The sequence below is a fragment of the Pseudoclavibacter sp. CFCC 14310 genome (assembly GCF_008831165.1).
Taxonomy (GTDB): Bacteria; Actinomycetota; Actinomycetes; order Actinomycetales; family Microbacteriaceae; genus Pseudoclavibacter_A.
The window spans coordinates 87043-106895 of sequence record NZ_WBKC01000002.1; the positions used below are offsets into that span (position 1 = coordinate 87043).

Here is a 19853-nt window from a genome sequence, read left to right on the forward strand (position 1 = left end):
TGATCAATACCGCGAGTGGAGCGTTCGGACAGGAGCACCTGAAGCAGTGTTCCTGCCCGAACGCCTGCGATCACCAGTCGACGGCGTCGCGGATGATGGGGCACGTCATGCAGTGGCCCCCACCGCGCCCGCGCCCGAGCTCGGCACCGGCGATGGTGATGACCTCGACGCCGGCCTTGCGCAGGGCCGCGTTCGTCTGGGTGTTGCGGTCGTAGGTGAAGACCACACCCGGCTCGACGGCCACGGCGTTGTTGCCGCTGTCCCACTGCTGACGCTCTGAGGCGTAGAAGTCGCCCGCCGTCTCGACCAGACGCAGCTTGGGCAGCCCCAGACCTCGTGCGACGACGTCGGTGAAACGGGCGTCGCCCTCGTCGACGATCTCTAAGCCGGGCGCTTTGTCGCTCTGGTGGATGCTGAACGTGTGCACGCCGTCGACGATCGCCGGGTGCACGGTCGCGAGATCTCGATCAGCGAAGGTGAAGACGGTGTCGAGGTGCATCGCGGCGCGCAGCTTCGGCATGCCTGCGACGATCACCTGTGTTGCCGCGCCTTCGTCGAAGAGCGCCTTCGCCACCTGCGTGATGGCCTGCCGTGACGAGCGCTCGCTCATGCCGATCAGCACGATGCCGTTGCCCACTGGCATGACGTCGCCGCCTTCGAGCGACGCCTGTGCCCAATCCTGTTCGGGGTCGCCCCACCAGACCTTCGAGCCGACGAAGTCGGGGTGAAAGAGGTAGATAGCCTTCATGAGCAGGGTCTCGCCGTGGCGTGCCGGCCAGTAGAGCGGATTGAGCGTCAGGCCGCCGTAGATCCAGCAGGTGGTGTCGCGGGTGAACAGCGTGTTCGGCAGCGGCGGCAGCAGATACTCGCGAGCGCCCTTGGTGTACTGGGCGAGGCTTCCGAGCATGGGGTGCAGATCGGTGGGGAGGTCGTGCAGGCCGAGCCCGCCGATGAGGTATCGGGCGAGGGATGCGCTGTCGAGCTCGTCGAGGAACTCGCGGGTCGCAGCGACCAGACCGATGCCGACGGTGTTCGCGATCACGAGCCGGTCGAGCAGCCATGCACGGGCGCCGGGCACGTCGATCGTCTCGGCGAGCACTTCGTGCAGCTCGACCACCTCGACGCCGCGATTCGCGAGTTTGTTCCTGAAATCGAGGTGATCGCGCTGAGCCTTCTCGACCCAGAGCACGTCGTCGAAGAGCAGGTCGTCGGAGTTGGACGGTGTGAGCCTCTCGTGGGCGAGTCCCGGTGCGGCGACGAGCACTTTGCGCAGTCGTCCGACCTCGGAGTGCACTCCGTATGCTTCGGAGCGGCCGCTGCCGACCGCAGTCTGTGCGGCGCCCTCTGATGAGTCTGTCATGATGTCGGTTCCTTTCAGAAGTTGCGTGGATCGGATGGAACGAGAAGGGGCCTGCCAGGTCGCTGCGTCAGAGCTGGATCAGCCCGTGCGCCAGGCCGACGACGCCGACGATCGCTCCGATGACCACGACCGCGAAGAGCACGAGCTCGCCGGTCGAGAAGACGCGTCGATGCTGCTCTCGTCTGGTGATCGCGAAGAGGATCGTGGCCGGCGCATAGAAGATCATCGAGATGAGGAGGAACTGCAGGCCCGCCGCGTAGATCAGGAACAGCGTGTAGACGACAGCGAGCACGGCGATCACCGCATCGGCAGCAAGACGGCGCGGCTGCTCGTGCAGATACGTCTCTCGTGTGACCACGAGCTTCAGTGCGTAGGCCGCGGCCAGGAAGTACGGGATGAGCGACAGCGCCGCAGTCAGGTCCAGGGCGAAGTCGAATGCCTCCTCAGAGAAGTAGGTGATCACGAGCACCACCTGGGCGAGCAGGGTGCTCAGCAGCAGGGCGTTGACGGGAACGTCGTCGCCGGTCTGTTTGGCGAGGAACTTGGGGAGATCTCTGTCTTTGGCCGCGACGAAGAGCACCTCGGCGGCCATCAGGCTCCAGGCCAGGTAGGCTCCGAGCACAGAGACGATCAGTCCGATGCTGACGAAGACCGTGCCCCACTGACCGACCGCGGCTTCGAGCACTCCGGCCATCGACGGCTGTCGCAGCGCGGCGATCTCGCCCATCGGCAGGATGCCGTACGAGACGACGGTCACCGAGGCGAAGATGGCGAAGACGCTGAGGAAGCCGAGCACCGTGGCGCGCCCGACGTGTTCGCGCTTCTGTGCGTGGCGGGAGTAGACGCTGGCGCCTTCGACGCCCATGAAGACGAACACCGTCACCAGCATGGTGTCACGCACCTGGGTCATGAGCGAGCCGGCGTAGTCAGCACCCATCAGGTTGTCGACGAACACGTCGGGGTGAAAGCAGAAGATCGCGATCAGCACGAACACGATGATGGGAACCAGCTTCGCGATCGTGACGATGCGGTTGATGGCGGTCGCCTCTTTGACGCCCTGTTTGATGAGCAGGAAGAACAGCCAGAGCCCGATCGAGCTGAGCAGGATCGCCACCCAGGTGTCGCCCGCGCCGAGCGCCGGCCACAGCGCGCCGAGCGTCGACATGATGAGCACCCAGTACGTCACGTTGCCCACGCATGCGCTTGCCCAGTATCCGATCGCCGAGAAGAAGCCGACGAACTGGCCGAACCCGGCCTTCGCGTAGGCGTACACCCCGGCGTCGAGTGCGGGTTTGCGGTTCGCCAGCCGCTGGAACACGAAGGCGAGCATGAGCATGCCGAAGCCGGCGACGACCCAGGCGATCAGTGCGCCGAGCACACCCGTCTCTTGGGCGAACCGACGTGGCAGAGAGAACACGCCTGCACCGACCATCGAGCCGATGACCATCATGGTCAGGGTGGCGACGGTGACTTTGGTGCCGGTGCCTGACGCGGGCTTCTGCGCCACACCGGCCTGCGGTGACCCGTTCTCTGTCGCGTGCATGCTGCACTCCTGTCGCACTGATCGGTTGAACCCGCCTGTTCGGCGTCGGTTTCACCTTACATTGAGCAACTGGTCAATTCAGGCGGACAGCCGTCGCCACACCGTGTCAGCGGTCGCACCTAGGATGACTGCATGACATCGGACGCACAGATCGGGGCAGTCGCGCCGTTCTCCGAGCCCACCCGAGCCTGGTTCGACTCGGCCTTCGCGGCGCCGACCGATGCTCAGGTGGGGGCCTGGCAGGCGATCGAACGAGGCAGGCACACACTGGTCGTGGCGCCGACCGGGTCGGGTAAGACGCTCGCGGCGTTTCTCTGGTCGATCGACCGGCTCGTGCGCGAGCGCCGATCTGCCCGTGCCGATGCCGACCCGCCTGAGTTCGCAACCGCAGCGGCGCCAGGCGTGCGCATTCTCTATGTCTCACCCATGAAGGCGCTGGGCGTCGACGTCGAGCGAAACCTGCGCGCACCTCTGATCGGCATCGGCCAGGCCGCCGAGCGTCTGGGTGAGACACTGCCGCCGATCACGGTCGGCGTGCGCTCGGGCGACACGACGCCCAAAGAGCGGCGCCGTCTCGTGACACACCCGCCCGATGTGCTGATCACCACGCCTGAGTCGCTCTATCTGATGCTCACCAGCAAGGCGGCCGAGACGCTGCGCACAGTGCACACGGTCATCGTCGATGAGATCCATGCGCTCGCCGATGACAAACGTGGTGCGCATCTCGCACTCTCACTCGAACGTCTCGAGGGGCTGCTCGAGACGTCGCCGCAGCGCATCGGCCTGAGCGCGACGGTGCGTCCGATCGATGCCGTCGCAAGATTCCTGGGCGGCTCGCGGCCGGTGCAGGTGGTTGCGCCCGATCGCCGTCGGCGATTCGATCTGACGGTCGAGGTGCCTGTCGACGATATGTCGAACCCGCCGATGCCCGAAAGCGTGGCGCCGGCCGGCGACCGGGGCGAGGGAGCCGCTTCGAGCGGCCCCGACGCCGTTGCGAACGACGACGGCGAGCACAGAGTGGGGTCGATGTGGCCGGCGATCGAGGCGTCACTGCTGAAACGCATCCGGAGCGTGCGCTCGGCGATCGTGTTCGCCAACTCCCGACGGCTCGCCGAGCGTGTCACCGCCCGGCTCAACGAGCTGGACGCCCAGCTGCAGAGCGCCGAAGACGAGGTCGAACCGCTGGCACGGGTGCATCATGGGTCGGTTTCGAAAGACCAGCGAGCCGAAGTCGAAGAGGCGCTCAAGAGCGGGCGGCTGCGGTGCGTGGTGGCCACGTCGAGCCTCGAACTCGGCATCGACATGGGGCTCGTCGACCTCGTCGTGCAGATCGACGCCCCGCCGTCAGTGGCCAGCGGACTCCAACGGGTCGGACGAGCGGGGCACCAGGTCGACGGCATCTCGCGTGCGGTGTTCTATCCGACGCATCGCCAGCAGCTGCTTGAGACCGCGATCGTCACCGAGCGTATGCTCGCCGGCGAGATCGAACACCTGCACATGCCGGCGAACCCGCTCGACGTGCTCGCTCAGCAGACGGTGGCCGCGGCCTCGGTCGAGACGCTTGACGTCGAAGCCTGGTTCGAGACCGTGCGACGTGCGGCGCCGTTCGCATCGCTGCCGCGCAGCGCATACGTGGCCACTCTTGACCTGCTCTCCGGGCGGTATCCGTCCAGCGAGTTCGCAGAGCTGCGCCCACGCGTGCTGTGGGATCGTGACGCCCAGACGCTCGAAGCGCGACCAGGCGCCAAACGGCTGGCGATCACCAGTGGGGGAACGATTCCCGATCGCGGACTGTTCCGGGTCGTGGCGGTGACCGGCGACGAGGGCGGCGGCACCAGAGTGGGCGAGCTCGACGAAGAGATGGTCTATGAGTCGCGTGTCGGCGACGTCTTCACACTGGGCACGACCTCGTGGCGCATTCGCGAGATCACGCATGACCGCGTCAACGTCGTGCCCGCTTTCGGGCAGCCAGGTCGCATGCCGTTCTGGCGCGGTGACAGCGCCGCTCGGCCGGCCGAACTCGGAGAGGCTCTCGGCGAGATGCTGCGCGGGCTCGAAGACGATGGAGCCGCCGAACGGCTGCAGCAAGCCGGGCTCGATCGACGAGCGGTGCAGAACGCGCTGGCCTATCTGTCCGAACAGCGCGAGGCGACCGGTATGGTGCCGACTGATCGGGCGCTCACGGTCGAACGCACCCGCGACGACGTGGGCGACTGGCGACTGGTGCTCGAATCTCCCTATGGCCAGGCGGTGCATGCACCGTGGGCGCTGGCCGTCACCGCACGGGTGAGAGAGCAGCTCGGCATCGAAGGCAGCGCCATCGCGAGCAACGACGGCATCATCGTTCGCATCCCTGACACCGAGAGCACGCCGCCGGGGGCGGAGCTCTTCGTGTTCGACCCCGACGAGATCCGCTCGATCGTCACCGCCGAGGTGAGCGGGTCTGCGCTCTTCGCAGCTCGCTTTCGCGAGTGCGCCGCGAGAGCGCTGCTGCTCGGGGCGTCCAAACCCGGCAGCCGGTCACCGCTGTGGCAGCAGCGCCAGCGTTCGGCCCGACTGCTCGAGATCGCCGCACGGCATCCGCAGTTTCCGATCGTGCTCGAGACTGTGCGCGAGTGTCTGCAAGACGTCTATGACATCGACGCGCTCGTCGGTCTGATGCAGCGTGTCGACTCGCGTCGCGTGCGTCTGCGCGAGGTCGCCTGCGAGCTGCCCTCGCCCTTCGCGAGGTCGATGCTCTTCGGCTATGTCGGCGAGTTCATGTACGAGGGCGATCAGCCCCTGGGCGAGCGCCGCATCGCTGCGCTGACGGTCGACCCGCAGCTGCTGCGCGAGCTGTTGGGCGAGGTGGAGCTGCGCGAACTGCTCGACCCAGAGGCGGTGACCGACGTCGAGGCCGAGCTGCAGCGCACGGCTCCTGCCTTCCGTGTGCACGGTGTCGAGGGCGTCGCCGACCTGCTGCGGATGCTCGGGCCGCTGAGCACGGCAGAGGTGCACGCCCGTCTCGCCGAGGCGTCGCCTGCGGCAGCCGAGCTGTTGGGCGAACTCGAGAATGCGCGACGGGTGATCCGTGTGCGCATCGCCGGCGCCGAGGTCTGGGCGGCCGTCGAAGACGCCGGCCTGCTGCGCGACGCACTGGGCACAGCGCTGCCGGTCGGCGTGGCCGATGCCCACACGAAGCCTGTCTCCGATCCGCTGCGCGAACTGGTCGTGCGGTGGGCCGCCACCAACGGACCGTTCACCGCACCAGCGGTGGCCACGCATTTCGGGCTGGGCACGGCGGTGGTGCGGGGTGCTCTGGAGCGTCTCGTCGTCGAAGGGCTGCTCCTGCGCGGCCGATTCCGCCCGCAGCACGCGGCCGCCGCCGACCTCGATGACGACGTCGAGTGGGTGCATCGCGACGTGCTGCGTCGGCTGCGGTCGCGCACCCTGGCGAAGCTGCGCGGCAGTATCGAACCGGTGCCGCAGCACGCCTTCGCGATGTTCCTGAGCGACTGGCAGGGCTGCTCGAACCAGCAGCGAGGTCTCGACGGTCTGCTCTCGGTGATCGAACAGCTCGCCGGTCTGCCGTTGGCTGCCTCGACACTTGAGACGATGGTGCTGCCGCAGCGTGTCGCCGACTACACACCCGCGATGCTCGACGAGCTGATCGCCTCCGGTCAGGTGCTGTGGGTGGGGGAGGGCGAGCTGCCGGGTCATGACGGGCGCGTCAGCCTGCATCTGGCCGACACCCTCGATCTCACACGGCAGACCTCCGATGACTCCGACGGCAGCGACAAGCCATCGGGGCTGTCACAGCTGATCGCCGACGTGCTCGGCGACGACGGCGCGCTCTTCGCCCACCAACTGCGTGAGCGTCTGATCGCACGGGGTGCACAATTCTCGACCGGGCAGCTGACCGCCGCCGTCTGGGAGCTCGCATGGGCCGGAGCGATCACGACCGACAGCCTCGGTCCGCTGCGGGCGACGGTCAGCGGAACCCATGCCGCGCAGAAGACGCGCACTCGCCCGAGTGCCGGCCGCAGCATCCGCCGGGGCGCGTTCGCGCGCGTGCGCGAGGCCAGAGCCCACGACCAGACCGTCGGCGGGGGCGATTCGAGCATGCGCACCGGAGCCGCACACGCCGCTGCGACCGAACCGAGACTGGCCGGTCGCTGGGCGCTGGTGCCGCACAGCACGGCCGAGCGGGCAGAGCGTCTCTCGGCGCAGGCGGGGCTGCTGCTCGATCGCTACGGGGTGGTGACGCGCGGGTCTGTCGTGGCCGAGGGATTTCCGGGCGGCTTCGCCCAGGTGTATCAGCTGCTTGCCGAGTTCGAGCGCGGCGGCTACTGCCGTCGCGGCTACCTGATCGACGGCCTCGGCGGAGCCCAGTTCGCGGCATCGGGCACCGTCGATCGACTGCGGGAGTTCGCAGATCTGCACGTCTCGTCATCGGGGCAGGCGCTGACGCTGTCGGCGACCGATCCGGCGAACCCGTTCGGGGCGGCACTGCCCTGGCCAGAAGCGGAATCGGCAGACTCGGGGCGTCCGAAGCGCAACCCTGGCGCGCTGGTCACCATCGTCGACGGCGAGCCTGTGCTCTACCTTGAGCGGGGCGGTCGCACCGCCGTCTCGTTCGTCTCAGCAGAAGCGGCCTCGGCCGACGACCCGGCGCAGCGACAGACGCGCCGCGAGTCCGCAGCACGCTCCCTGGTCGAAACCGTGCAGAGCCGACACCTGGCGACGTTCACCGTGCTGAAGATCGACGGCGAGCCCGTCGGCGGCTCGGCCTGGCGGCGACCGCTGATCGACGCCGGGTTCGAAGAGACGCCACGGGGCCTGATACTACGCAGGCGGGTGCGCTGATGCCAGAAGGAGACACTGTCTACCGCACCGCACGTGCGCTCGACGAGGCGCTGCACGGGCAGACGCTCACCCGGTTCGATGTGCGGGTGCCGCGGGCGGCGACGGTCGATCTGGCCGGGTGCCGGGTCGACCGTGTGACCTGCTACGGCAAGCACATCCTGCATCACATCGGCGACTACACGCTGCATTCGCATCTGCGCATGGAGGGGCGTTGGGATCGATACCGGCCCGGACAGCGCTGGCGCTCGCCCGGCTATCAGGCACGAGCCGTGCTGGCCACTGAGACGATCGTGACGGTCGGCTTCGAACTCGCCGAGGTTCGCGTCGTGCCGCGCGCCGAAGAGCACCTGCTGATCGACCATCTCGGGCCCGACCCGCTGAAGCGGCAGTGGGATCACGGCGGCCTCGAGGTCGCCGCCGAGAGGCTGTCAGCCGATGTGCGCCCGGTGCACGTCGCTCTGCTCGACCAGCGCAACGTCGCCGGGTTCGGCAACGAGTACGGCAATGAGATCTGCTTTCTGCGTGGCGTCGACCCGCACACCCCGGCGAATCAGGTGGACGCCATGGCTGTGCTGCGCCTCGGTGCACGGATGATCCGTGCGAACCGCGACCGCGTCGAACGCACGACGACGGGCAACCGCCGGCGCGGCGAACGACTCTATGTCTGCTTTCGCGCCGGCCTGCCCTGTCGCCGATGCGGCGAGGAGATCCGCTTCGACCGTCTCGGTGCCGATGCGACGCGCCTGCGCGATGTGTACTGGTGCCCGAGCTGTCAGCCGAGTCGGGGCTGACCGGGCCGTCGGCCGCCGAGCCGGTTGCTACCATTTCGCGCTGGTCTCAGGCAGACTTGGGGCGGCCCGGCTGCACGGCGGCATTCGGGCGGAGGGGAACCAGAATGGGCGAGGTGCAGCGTCGCAGACAGTACCGACATGCCAGAGGTCGGCATCGTCTCGCCGAGATCCGTCTGCTGACGGCGGCTCTCGTCACGCTCACTGCGGTGCTCCTCGTCGTGGGCGCACTGATTCCGAGCGTCGGCTCGGAGCCTTCGTCGCTGGCCCAGGGAGGCGTGTCTGGGGGCGCCAGAGCTGATGGAGCTGATGCGCCGAACTCGGTGGCGACACGGGGCTGCAGCGCTGCTGGTGCCGATCGCTGCGAGATCTCATTCGTCGGCGACGATGTGCAGGAGCCTGTGGTCACCGAGGTCGCCGGCGAGCTCTATCGTGATCTGCCGGTGCCGGATCGAACCGGCTGGGTGTTCGCCGGCTGGTATGCAGATGCCGCGAGCGCCGCATCCGCCGATCAGCGCGCCCGAATCAACGGAGCGCATCTGGTCGACTGCGCTGACGGCGAGCGCACGCTGCATGCGGCGTGGCAGACGCCGGATGCGGTGCGTGCGGCCGACGTGCGGGTGCCGATTCTGATGTATCACCAGTTCACGGCGAAGCCGGAGGGGGAGCGCGGTTGGCTGCGCCTGAACTATGCGTACATCGGAGACTTCGAGGATCACATCCGCTATATCGCCGAGAACGAGTACTACCTGCCGACCTGGGATGAGCTCGAGGCGTTCATCGACGGGCGTCTGGCGCTGCCGCGCAAGTCGGTGATCGTCACCGATGACGACGCAGACTCATCGTGGCTCGAACTCGCCGCGCCGATCGTCGAGCGGTATCAGGTTCTGGCGACGTCGTTCGTGATCACGAGCGCGCGCACCGAGGCGACGCCGAACCGCTTCGTGCTGCAGCGCTCGCACACGCACGATATGCACCGTGCCGGGGCGAACGGCAAGGGTCGCATGGTGAACGAGTCGGCTCAAGCCGTGGCACAGGATCTGCAGACCTCGGCCGACATCCTCGGTGCGAAGGAGGTCATCGCCTATCCGTTCGGCCATCACAATGCCGTCGCCGAGCAGGGTGTACGGCAGGCAGGATTCGATCTTGCAGTCACCGTCGCCGGGGGAACGGTGCACCAGGGCAGTGACAAGCTCGCACTGCCGCGTGTGCGCATCGACTACGGCATGAAGCTCGCGACCGTGAAGGCGGTGCTGGCCCAGTGATGCCTGTGCCGGTCGGAGTGACGCACGCGTGCATCTGCAACCGAGGATCGGCACCTGCTTTCGCCGGGAATATCTATTCACTTGCATAGGTTGCTGATACAAGTAGAATGGCACCAAGCAGATACCCCGAGACATGCCACCCAGACATGCCGCACCGATCACCGAGATCGCTGCTGCACCGCGGCATCCCTCGGCCACACGATGAGAGGCGGCAGTCATGCAGTTCGGAATCTTCTCGGTCAGCGACATCACTCGCGACCCGGTCAGCGGTGAGACTCCCAGCGAGGCGCAGCGCATCAAAGCGGCGGTCGCCATTGCGAAGAAGACCGAAGAGGTCGGCATGGACGTCTTCGCCATCGGCGAGCACCACAACCCGCCGTTCTTCTCGTCGGCGCCGACCACGCTGCTCGCCAGCATCGCCGCACAGACCGAGCGCATCGTGCTGAGCACGTCGACCACGCTGATCACCACGAACGATCCGGTGCGACTGGCCGAAGAGTACGCCATGCTGCAGCATCTCTCAGACGGACGCATGGATCTGATGCTCGGACGCGGCAACACCGCGCCGGTCTACCCCTGGTTCGGCAAAGACATTCGCGAGTCGCTGCCGATGGCCCTCGAAAACTACAACCTGCTGCACAGGCTGTGGCGAGAGGACGTCGTCGACTGGCAGGGCAGGTACCGCACGCCGCTGCAGGGATTCACCTCGACGCCGCGACCGCTCGACGACGTGCCGCCCTTCGTCTGGCACGGCTCGATCCGCACACCTGAGATCGCCGAGCAGGCGGCCTACTACGGTGACGGCTTCTTCGCCAACAACATCTTCTGGCCCAAAGAGCACTACATGCGGCTGATCCGCATGTACCGGCAGCGCTTCGAGCACTACGGGCACGGCACGGCGGCCCAGGCGATCGTCGGCCTCGGCGGGCAGGCCTACATCGCGAAGCGCTCGCAGGACGCCGTGCGCGAATTCCGCCCGTACTTCGACAATGCGCCGGTCTACGGCAACGGGCCGACGATGGAGGACTTCACCCGCCAGACGCCGCTCAGCGTGGGCAGCCCGCAGGAGGTCATCGACAAGACGCTCACCTTCCGGGAGTCGTTCGGCGACTACCAGCGGCAGATGTTCCTGATGGATCACGCCGGCCTGCCCCTGACGACGGTGCTCGACCAGATCGAGCTGTTGGGCAGCGAGGTCGTGCCGGTCCTGCGGCGCGAGCTGGCCGCACGTCGGGCGCCCGACGTGCCTGATGCCCCGACGCACGCCTCGCTGGTGCGGGCGAAGTACGGCGACGCCGAACCGCGCCAGCCTCGCCCGAACGCCAACCGCGGCGACAACGTCACCGGCGGCTCGCCCTACCTGGACACCGAAGATGCGCGCCGCTGAGCCGCTCGCGACCGGCGCCGATGTGATGGCCGACGCCGGGGCATCCACCGACAGTCGAGATGACGGCCGAAGCACAGCGCACGGGTCGGCGCGCATCGCGAACGAGGCGTGGGAGGCGCTGTTCCGCGCACAGGGCCGGCTGTTGCGCGTCTTCGAGGCCGACGACATCTGGCAGCAGGCGTCGCTGAACGAATACGACGTGCTCTACACCCTCGCGAAGCAGCCGCACGGGCTCAGCATGGGCAGGCTGAACGCCAGCGTGATGCTCACACAGCCGACGCTCTCACGTCTCGTCGACCGTCTGGTCGGTCGTGGTCTGGTGAGTCGGCAGCGGATGCCGGACGACAGCCGGCGGGTCTGCGTCACGCTGACCGAGGAGGGCCGCCGCGTGCAGCGGGCGGTCGGCCGGAGACATGGGCGGCTGGTGGCCGAACGCCTGAGTGCGGCGCTGAGCGACGCGGAGCTGGAGCAGCTGCGCGATCTGACGCGGCGGCTGATTCGATCGGTCGACGAAGACGATGAGAGATGAGTCGAGGCGAGTGAGGTGACTGCAGTGGACGAGACGAGCGAGCAGAGCGATGCAGGGCAGATGAGAACGACGGGTCGGCACGAGGACGCGGTCGCCGATCAGACACGGAAGATCGTGGTGATCAGCGCAGGGGTGTCGCAGCCGTCGTCGACGCACCTGCTGGCCGATCAGTTCGTGCGGCGTGTGCTGCAGCGTGCCGAGGCGGCGCAGGTGACCGTCGAGGTGCGTCAGGTGGAGCTGCGCCCGCTGGCGCAGCAGATCGTGCAGACGATGATCAGCGGCCTGCAGAGCGCCGAGATCGCACAGGCGATCGATCACCTGGCCCCAGCAGACGCGATCGTGGTCGCGACGCCGATTTACAAAGCGGGCATGAGCGGGCTGCTCAAGAGCTTTCTCGACATTCTCGATCAGGATCTGCTGCTGGCGAAGCCGACCGCGCTGCTGGCCACGGCCGGCACCGCACGGCACGCACTCGTGGTCGACGAGCAGCTGCGCTCGACGATGGCGTTCTTCCGCGCGCTGACGATTCCGACCTCGGTGTTCAGCACGTCAGAGGATTGGGGCTCGGCGAGCCTCGGCGGCAGACTCGACCGTGCGGCCAACGAACTGGTCGCACTGCTGGCCAGCGACGTCGCGCGTGCGATCACCGGCGGCGCCTGGCCGCACTATCAGCACGAGTTCGGATCGGTCGCCGAGCAGGCGGCGGCCGAGAAGGCAAGAGACCCAGATGCAGGTGCGGCGAGTGACGCGTCTGCCGGGCTCGACTTCGACTCGGACATGATGCGGCTGGCCGCCGGCGGCCAGTGACCACGGCCAGGTCGGTCGACTGACTGCTCGCTGTATACGGTGTTCGCGCAGAGAGGACACCCTGTGAGGATGCGCATCGGTGGGGCTAGCCTCGTGGCACATGAGTCGACGGCGAGACGTCGGCTCACAACCGGCTGACTCAACCGGATCGGCCGCCTGGACGAGAGGTGCAGACCATGAGCGAGACGACGAGAGACGAGACCGCACGCCGAGCCGAGACGCTCAGGGCGCTGCATCGTGACCCGAGCATTCTGCGGGTCGTCAATGTGTGGGATGCGATCACGGCCAAAGTGGTCTCAGACCTGCCCGGCACTCAGGCCCTGGCCACAGCGGGGCACTCCATCGCGGCCAGTCATGGTTTCTCTGACGGTGAGATTCCGCTCGACCTGCTGCTCGCTGCGACGGCCCGTATCGTGGCCGCGACCGACCTGCCCGTCAGCGCAGATCTCGACGACGGGCATGGCGATGCCGCAGAGACGGTTCGTCGTGCCATCGACATCGGCGTGGTGGGGGCCAATATCGAAGATCGGCTGCGACCCGTGGACGAATCAGCAGAGACGGTGCGTCGTGTGGTCGCCGCGGGGGAGAGCGCGGGAGTCGACTTTCAGCTGAACGCACGAACCGACGCGTTCGTGCTCGGCGGTGAACGACCGATCGATGTCGTGATCGACGATGCGATCTCACGCGGCCGGGCCTACCTCGACGCCGGAGCGGCGTTGGTCTTCGTGCCCGGTGTGCTCGACCGTGAGACGACCGAGCGGCTGGTGGACGGCATCGGAGAAGGCCGCCTCAGCGTCATCGGGCTGCCAGGTGCGCTGAGTGCCCGGGAATACGAACAGCTGGGTGTGGCACGCATCTCGTACGGGCCGATGACGCAGCGGCATGCGCTGCGCGCACTGCGTGATCTGGGCAACAGCCTCTATGACGACGGCGTGATCCCAGAAGACACCCCCGAACTCAACTGACCGCGCCTGAGCGTGTGGCGGCAGGGCTTCTGCGGCGCCACGATGCCGAGCAGGGTCAGGCAGGCGAGTCTCGGGTGAGGCTCACGTGGCGTCGCGGCCGTACCTCTGACGCAGGTCTGCGAGACGGCTGATGAGATGGCTGCGCAGCGGCAGGCCGGGGGTCTCGGTGTTGGTCGCCGCGTGGCTGTCTCGCGGATGCGAGTGGAACAGATCGAGGTCGTCGTCGATCGTCTCTGCAGCGTCGAGATCGTGCACCTGCTGGTGCAGGTCGGCCATGAGCTCGTCGAGGGCCGTGGCCTGCTGAGCTGACTCGTGCAGCTGCCGCTCGATCTGTTCGGGAACGTCGTGGCGGTATTTGTAGTAGATCTTGTGCTCGAGCGATGCCCAGAAGTCCATTGCGATGGTGCGGATCTGAATCTCGACGGTCACCGGCACCGTGCCTGACGAGAGGAACACCGGCACCGAGACGATCATATGCAGGCTTCGGTAGCCGTTGGGCTTGGGCTGATGCACATAGTCTTTGACCTGGATCACGGTGAGGTCGTCTTGGCGCAGCAGAGCGCGGTAGATCTGTTCGATGTCAGAGACGAAGCTGCACGTGATGCGCACGCCGGCGATGTCGGTGATCTCGGCGCGAATGGAGTCGAAGTCGGGAGCGATGCCTTTGCGCTCGATTTTGTCGAGCAGACTCTCTGGCGATTTGAGCCGGGACTTCACGTGCTCGATCGGGTTCTCGCTGTGCAGGTGGGCGAACTCGTCACGAAGGATGTTCACTTTGGTGAGCACCTCGTCGATGGCGAACTTGTACTGCAGCAGAAAGCCGGTGAACTGCTTTCTGAGATGACGCCAGTGAGCGACGTCGTCGTCGCCCAGCAGCGTCAGATCCTGGGTGGCGATGCGAGGTACGAGCTCGTAGTCAGCGGTCATGAGATACACGTTAGCCTGCCGTTCTCAGCAGAGACTGTGGATCGCGCTGCTGCAGGGTTCTTGAGCCCCGGTCGTCGGTCTGCTGCTGCGCCTGCACGTCGACGAGATTCCACGCCATCGACCCCGTGACGCTGATGCCTCTTGCTCCGCTGCGGCGGGTGACTCCTCGTACGAGCATCAATTGGGTGCGAAAGACTCCGCTGCGGATGCGCTCTTGGGCCTCAGCGAAGAAGACGATGTTGCTCACCCCGGTGCCGTCGTCGAGTGATACGAACACCACTCGGCGGCCTCCGCGCATCGGAGGAGTGTTCGTCGCACGGCGCACCCCGGCTACCAGCACCTCGCTGCCACCGGGCAGGCCGACGAGATCACGCGCCGGGGTCACGCCCAAACGCCGGAACAGCGGGTGGAAGCGCGAGACCACGTGGTGCTCGACGCCGATGCCGAGATGCTCGATCTCAAGATCGGTCTGGGTGCGCGCGTGCAGGTCGGTCACGGGCGCCGCTGCATGATGAATGGTCGGCAGATCAAGGTCGAAGGCCAGCTGCCGAGGCGGAATGCGTATGGGTGTGGCGGTGATCGACCTGATCAGAGCGAGCAGCTCATGACGTCGTCTGGGATCATGCCCGATGAACGCGTCGAGCGCGCCGACTCTGGCCAGTGCCTCGAACGTGCTGCGACGAGGGCGCACGCGATCGCGAAAGTCCTGCAGATTCGCAAAAGGCTGATGCGCGACCAGTCGCTCCTGCTCGGCTCGAGTGCTGCCGACCAGCTCGGCCACCGACACCCGGATGCCCAGACTCGGGGCCTGGCGGTCGGGCAGCCGCTCGACCCGGTAGTCGAGCCCGGAACGCTGCACGTCGAGCGGCAGCAGCGGGACGCCCAGGCGACGTGCCTCGGAGAGCAGCAGGTCTTTGGGCCACATGCCCGGGTCGTGGGTCAGCAGACCGGCGAGGAACTCGGCCGGATGATGGGTCTTCAGCCAGGCGGACTGATAGGTGGGCAGGGCGAAGGCCGCACCATGCGCCTTCGCGAAGCCGAAGCTGGCGAATCCCCGCAGCATCCGCCAGCAACGATCGGTCACCGACGACGGGATGCCTCGCAGCGACGCATTGCGAAAGACCATCTGCTCGATCTGGTCGAGCTGCTGATCGTCGGCCATTGCACGGCGGAGCACATCGGCCTTCGCCAGACCGCAGCCGGTGAGCTCGTCGAGCAGACGCATCACCTGCTCGTGGAAGACCACGACTCCCATCGTCTCTCGCAGAATCGGATCGATGCGCGGGTGAATGACCGCCGGAGACACTTCGCCGTGACGAGCCTGCAGATACTGCAGCGGCATGTTGTTCTTCATCGGGCCGGGCCGGAACAGGCTGATGTCGACAGTGAGGTCGTTGAACTGCTCGGGCTGCAGCTTGCCGACCAGCTCCATCTGCCCTGGTGACTCGATCTGGAAGATGCCCAAGGTGTGCGTCGAGCGAATCGTCTCGAAGGTCGCCGGGTCGTCGAGCGGCAGGGCGTCGAGATCGAGCGGCGTCTCGTGCAGCCGGTTCACCTCGCTCACCGCATAGGCCATCGCTGACTGCATTCGCACGCCGAGCACGTCGAGCTTGATGAGCCCCATCGGGTCGACACTGTGCTTGTCGAACTGCGACATGGGCAGCCCGATGCCCGAGGGCTGCACCGGGGTGCGGTCGAGCAGCGAGAGATCGGAGACAATGACCCCGCAGGGATGCATGGAGATGTGTCTCGGCAGTGCGTCGAGACGCTCGGTGGCGTCGACGAGCAGATCAAGCTGCGGGCTGGTGCGCACCTGCTCGGCGAAGTCGGCGAGTTCGGGCTTCTCGGCCAGCGCCCGCCGAAAGCCGCCGGCGCTGAACCTCCACAGTTCTTTGGCGATCGCGTCGATGCGCTCGGCCTCGATGCCCAGAGCGAGCCCGGCATCGCGCACCGCGCCACGGGAGCGATAGGTGTTCGTCATCGACATCAGCGTCACCCGCTGGTCGCCGAACTCGGCGAAGATGCGCCGGTAGACGTCATGGCGCCGGGCAGACTCGACGTCGAGATCGATGTCGGGCAGCGTGCGGCGCTCGGGCGAGAGAAAACGTTCCCAGAGCAGCCCATTGTCGAGCGGTTCGACGCCTGAGATGCGCAGCAGATAATTCAGCATCGAGCCGACCCCAGACCCACGGGCCTGCACCCGCACCCCCATCTCGCGAATCAGGTCGACGACTTTGGCGACGGTCAGAAAGTACGGGGCGAACCCCAACGTCTCGATGTCGGCGAGCTCATGATCGAGACGATCGTGCACCGCATGCAGGCGGGCGGGGTCTGCCTGGGCGTACCGATCGGGGACAGCAGCTCTGGCGCGCATGGTCAGCGCGCGCATCGGGTCTCCTTCGATTCCGATCACACCGGCCTCTGGCATGCGCGGATGCCCCCAGCCGAGATCGACTTCGGGGTCGAGCGTGCACCGTTCGGCGAGACGCTCGGTGGCGGCGAGCAGATCTGTCGCGGTGGTCGTGTGGTCGCTCACGTCGACGACCATGCGGGCAATGCGCCGCATGGCGGAGGCCGGCTTCAGCCAGGCCTGTCCGGTGGCGGTGAGGCGACGGTCGCGGTCGAGGTCGTCGAGCGGCAGCAGCGTACGCGCAGAGTCTGAGATGTCTGCAGTGGCTGCCTCATCTGGCTCGCCGTATCGAACCTGATTGGTGAGCACGGCCGTGAGCCCATGCGCCTCGGCCAGCGAGAGCATCCGTGTGGCCGGTGTGACGCTGCCGGGCTGTCCCGGCTCGGCCAGCCAGCACACCACCTCGACGGCCAGCAGCTCGCGCGGCACCAGTCGGCACCAGGCGCGCAGCGCCGCACGAGCCTCGGGCAGCCGGCGCGCCTCGACCAGTCGGCCGACGTCGCTGGACGGGCCGAGCAGCACGCTCAGGTGCGGCCGTTCGCGCAGCAGCTCGCTGAGCGCGTCACGGCTGAGCGAAGGGGCCGAAGAACGGCGCGCTCTCGGGCCGGGATCGTGTGCAGCGGTCACCATGCGGCACAGCGCGGCATAGCCTTGGCCATGCCCGGCCTGTGCCCACTGCGTGGAGTCGCTGCGGCCGACTGCGCCATGGGCGAGCAGCACGACACGGCCAAGCGGTTCGGCCAGACTGCCATGCACGGCGAGATCTGCGCCCAGGATCGGCGCGAGCGCCGCATCTCGGCAGGCCTGCACATGGGCCACCGCACCATAGACCCCGTCTCGGTCGGTGAGGGCGAGACGTTCGGCGTCGGCGCTCGACGCCAGCTCGGCGAGGCGTCTCGGGGTGGTGCAGCCGTAGTGCGTGGAGAAGCCCGAATGCACGTGCAGGTGTGTGAACGGAGGCATGCCGGTCACTCCCAGACGAGCTGGAGTCGCCAGCCGTCGTCAGGCAGGCGCAGCAGGTCGTAGGTGTGAAAGTCGTCGCCCGTGCACGAGGCATCGACGCGCCAGAGCTCCTGATCGACGCGCTGGCGGGGTGCGCAGGCTGTTGCCGCTGCGCTCGTCGTCGGATGAGCGCTCACCGCGCTCGCAGCGGGGGAGGACTGGGGCGCACACCACCAGCGCCTTCGGTGAAAGAAGCTCTGCGGCACCCCGACGATCTCGTACTCGAAACGGCGCCAGACGAAACTGCGCGGCTCGCCCTCGTGCGAGAGCTCGACGGTGATCGCCTCATCGATCTTGCGTGGCATCATGGCCTCCTGCTGTGCTCACTGGTTCGAACATATGTTCGAATGATCACAGCGTAGAGGTGCCCTCCGACATCGGCAACGACGACTGATGGTCGCACGCCTGCGCGCGCCGATCACGCCTCGGCCATGGCATCCACCGGCCGTTCGGGCTGGCCGCACCGAGCACGTCAAGTCGGGTGCGGGCTCGTGCCAGCAGATCGTCAGGAACGTCTTCTGCACGAGACTGCTGACTGCTCTCGGCTGACCCGTCAGCAGCGCGAAGCTGCCAGGAGACAGTCTGGCCCATACCTTTCTCGATGCCGCGACTCAGGCTGAAGCTCCATCTGGCGCGACGCGGTTCGCTTACGTTCTCGGCGAGGCCGCCCTCTGCGATTGCGAGCGTCTGCCACCTGAGCTCGTCTGCGCAGCCCTCCCACGTCTCGGCGCAGGCGTCGCACCCGCACGAGGGATAGAACTCGTCGAAAAGCGCGCCGGCGTATACCCGAACACCTGGGAAGTCCGTGAGGACGATCACCATCGGTGCGCAGGCGTCGTCATTCGGTGTCAGCCGCACCGCTCGCACGGTCTCGGCTGCGGTCGGTGCGTTCAGCAGTTCGGCGGTGACCGCGAATCCGTCTTCACGACGCACGTCGTAGACCGACGTCAAATGCTCGATGAGCTCTGTCGCCACCGTGTGCAGCGGAGCGAATCGATCCGGGTCGCTGAAGACGCTGAGACCGACGGCTGGTGACGCCGCGGTGCGGTCAGAGCGTGAGAGCCGGAACATAGGGCCATTCTTCCGTTTTTCCGCCGGCCGCAACAGCTTCAGCGCCCGCATCCGTCAGGCGGGCTCGATTCCTCTCAAATCGCGAGAGTTCAGAACTCCTCGTATGTGGCGGGATCCTGACCGTTGAGTCGACCGTCTTCGCGAGCCAGCCCGTCGATCGCGGCGAGATCCTCGTCGCTCAGGTCGAAGTCGAACACATCGAGGTTGCTGATCTGCCGATCGGAGTGCGTCGCCTTCGGAATCGGGACCACGCCGTTCTGCAGGTGCCACCGCAGGACGACCTGAGCCACGGTGCGCTCGTGCGCGTGAGCGATCTGCTCAAGCGTCTCGTTCTGCAGAATCTCGCTGGCTCGGCCGAGCGGACTCCACGCCTCGGTGACGATGCCGTGCTCTGTGTTCCAGCGCACCGCCTCGTGCTGCGGAAATCTCGGGTGCAGCTCGATCTGGTTCACGCTCGGCAGCACACCGGTCTCGCGCTCGAGACGTTCGAGGTGCTCGGGCAGAAAGTTGCTCACGCCGATGCGACGCGTCAGCCCGCGCTCGCGCGCCTCGATCAGCGCCTGCCATGCCTCGACGTAGCGGTCGGTCAGCGGGTTCGGCCAGTGGATCAGCAGCAGATCGAGATGATCGAGACCGGTGCGATAGACCGACTCTTCGATCGTGGGAACGGCCTGGTCGAACGCATGGTGGCGGCCGGGCAGCTTCGAAGTGACGACGATCTCGTCACGCGGCACGCTGCTGAGGCGCACCCCGGCGCCGACCGCGCCCTCGTTCTCATAGTTGAAGGCGGTGTCGATCAGGCGGTAGCCGTTGTCGATCGCCTGGGCGACCGTTTCGGCACCCGCACGCCCGTTCAGGCGGTAGGTGCCGAAACCGATCGCCGGCAGGGTGGTGCCGTCGTTCAGGGTGTGCGAGGTCTGCGTGTTCTCGGGGGAAGTGCTCATGCCAACGACC

14 protein-coding genes are annotated in these 19853 nt (G+C 67.0%); 7 read left to right on the forward strand and 7 right to left on the reverse strand.

Going from position 1 to position 19853, the window contains the following annotated elements:
• Nucleotides 1-70 precede the first annotated feature (70 nt).
• Nucleotides 71-1360 carry an arginine deiminase gene (locus tag F8O06_RS04170; RefSeq protein WP_158037672.1) on the reverse strand — a complete coding sequence of 430 codons (1290 nt, stop codon included), beginning with the start codon at nt 1358-1360 and terminating at the stop codon, nt 71-73.
• 67 nt (nt 1361-1427) lie between these two features.
• Entirely contained in the window at nt 1428-2903 is a 1476-nt protein-coding gene (locus F8O06_RS04175; RefSeq protein ID WP_158037673.1) for a basic amino acid/polyamine antiporter, read from the reverse strand.
• Nucleotides 2904-3035: 132 nt separating this feature from the next.
• On the opposite strand from F8O06_RS04175, the gene F8O06_RS04180 reads away from it, so the two are divergent.
• The 7 genes from F8O06_RS04180 to F8O06_RS04210 all read left to right on the forward strand — a co-directional run bounded on the left by F8O06_RS04180 (nt 3036) and on the right by F8O06_RS04210 (nt 13489).
• Nucleotides 3036-7748 carry an ATP-dependent helicase gene (locus tag F8O06_RS04180; protein ID WP_158037674.1) on the forward strand — a complete coding sequence of 1571 codons (4713 nt, stop codon included), beginning with the start codon at nt 3036-3038 and terminating at the stop codon, nt 7746-7748.
• A complete protein-coding gene (locus F8O06_RS04185) occupies nt 7748-8539 on the forward strand; it encodes a DNA-formamidopyrimidine glycosylase family protein (protein WP_158037675.1) in 792 nt (263 codons plus the stop codon). The genes F8O06_RS04180 and F8O06_RS04185 overlap by 1 nt, the downstream gene beginning before the upstream one ends.
• Entirely contained in the window at nt 8509-9801 is a 1293-nt protein-coding gene (locus F8O06_RS04190; RefSeq protein WP_225733391.1) for a polysaccharide deacetylase family protein, read from the forward strand. Before F8O06_RS04185 ends, F8O06_RS04190 begins: the two co-directional genes overlap by 31 nt.
• 217 nt (nt 9802-10018) lie before the next feature.
• The gene (locus tag F8O06_RS04195; protein WP_158037676.1) at nt 10019-11188 is read left to right on the forward strand and encodes an LLM class flavin-dependent oxidoreductase; all 1170 of its coding nucleotides are present in this window, start codon (nt 10019-10021) and stop codon (nt 11186-11188) included.
• A complete protein-coding gene (locus F8O06_RS04200; RefSeq protein WP_225733392.1) occupies nt 11175-11717 on the forward strand; it encodes a MarR family winged helix-turn-helix transcriptional regulator in 543 nt (180 codons plus the stop codon). The genes F8O06_RS04195 and F8O06_RS04200 overlap by 14 nt, the downstream gene beginning before the upstream one ends.
• Before the next feature lie 15 nt (nt 11718-11732).
• The gene (locus tag F8O06_RS04205) at nt 11733-12524 is read left to right on the forward strand and encodes a CE1759 family FMN reductase (RefSeq protein ID WP_225733393.1); all 792 of its coding nucleotides are present in this window, start codon (nt 11733-11735) and stop codon (nt 12522-12524) included.
• A 176-nt stretch (nt 12525-12700) separates the two neighbouring features.
• Nucleotides 12701-13489: an isocitrate lyase/PEP mutase family protein gene (locus F8O06_RS04210; RefSeq protein WP_158037677.1), complete on the forward strand. Its 789-nt coding sequence runs from the start codon at nt 12701-12703 to the stop codon at nt 13487-13489.
• An 81-nt stretch (nt 13490-13570) separates the two neighbouring features.
• Here F8O06_RS04210 and F8O06_RS04215 read toward each other — a convergent pair whose 3' ends face one another.
• The 5 genes from F8O06_RS04215 to F8O06_RS04235 all read right to left on the reverse strand — a co-directional run bounded on the left by F8O06_RS04215 (nt 13571) and on the right by F8O06_RS04235 (nt 19843).
• Nucleotides 13571-14416: a GTP pyrophosphokinase family protein gene (locus F8O06_RS04215; RefSeq protein ID WP_158037678.1), complete on the reverse strand. Its 846-nt coding sequence runs from the start codon at nt 14414-14416 to the stop codon at nt 13571-13573.
• A gap of 10 nt (nt 14417-14426) precedes the next feature.
• Nucleotides 14427-17789, reverse strand: coding sequence for a DNA polymerase III subunit alpha (dnaE, locus tag F8O06_RS04220; RefSeq protein WP_158037679.1), 3363 nt, complete (start codon nt 17787-17789; stop codon nt 14427-14429).
• A gap of 5 nt (nt 17790-17794) precedes the next feature.
• Nucleotides 17795-18136: a DUF6504 family protein gene (locus F8O06_RS04225; RefSeq protein ID WP_158037680.1), complete on the reverse strand. Its 342-nt coding sequence runs from the start codon at nt 18134-18136 to the stop codon at nt 17795-17797.
• A gap of 43 nt (nt 18137-18179) precedes the next feature.
• The gene (locus tag F8O06_RS04230) at nt 18180-18899 is read right to left on the reverse strand and encodes a DUF6226 family protein (protein ID WP_158037681.1); all 720 of its coding nucleotides are present in this window, start codon (nt 18897-18899) and stop codon (nt 18180-18182) included.
• 89 nt (nt 18900-18988) lie between these two features.
• Entirely contained in the window at nt 18989-19843 is an 855-nt protein-coding gene (locus tag F8O06_RS04235; RefSeq protein ID WP_158037682.1) for an aldo/keto reductase, read from the reverse strand.
• Between the last annotated feature and the right edge of the window lie 10 nt (nt 19844-19853).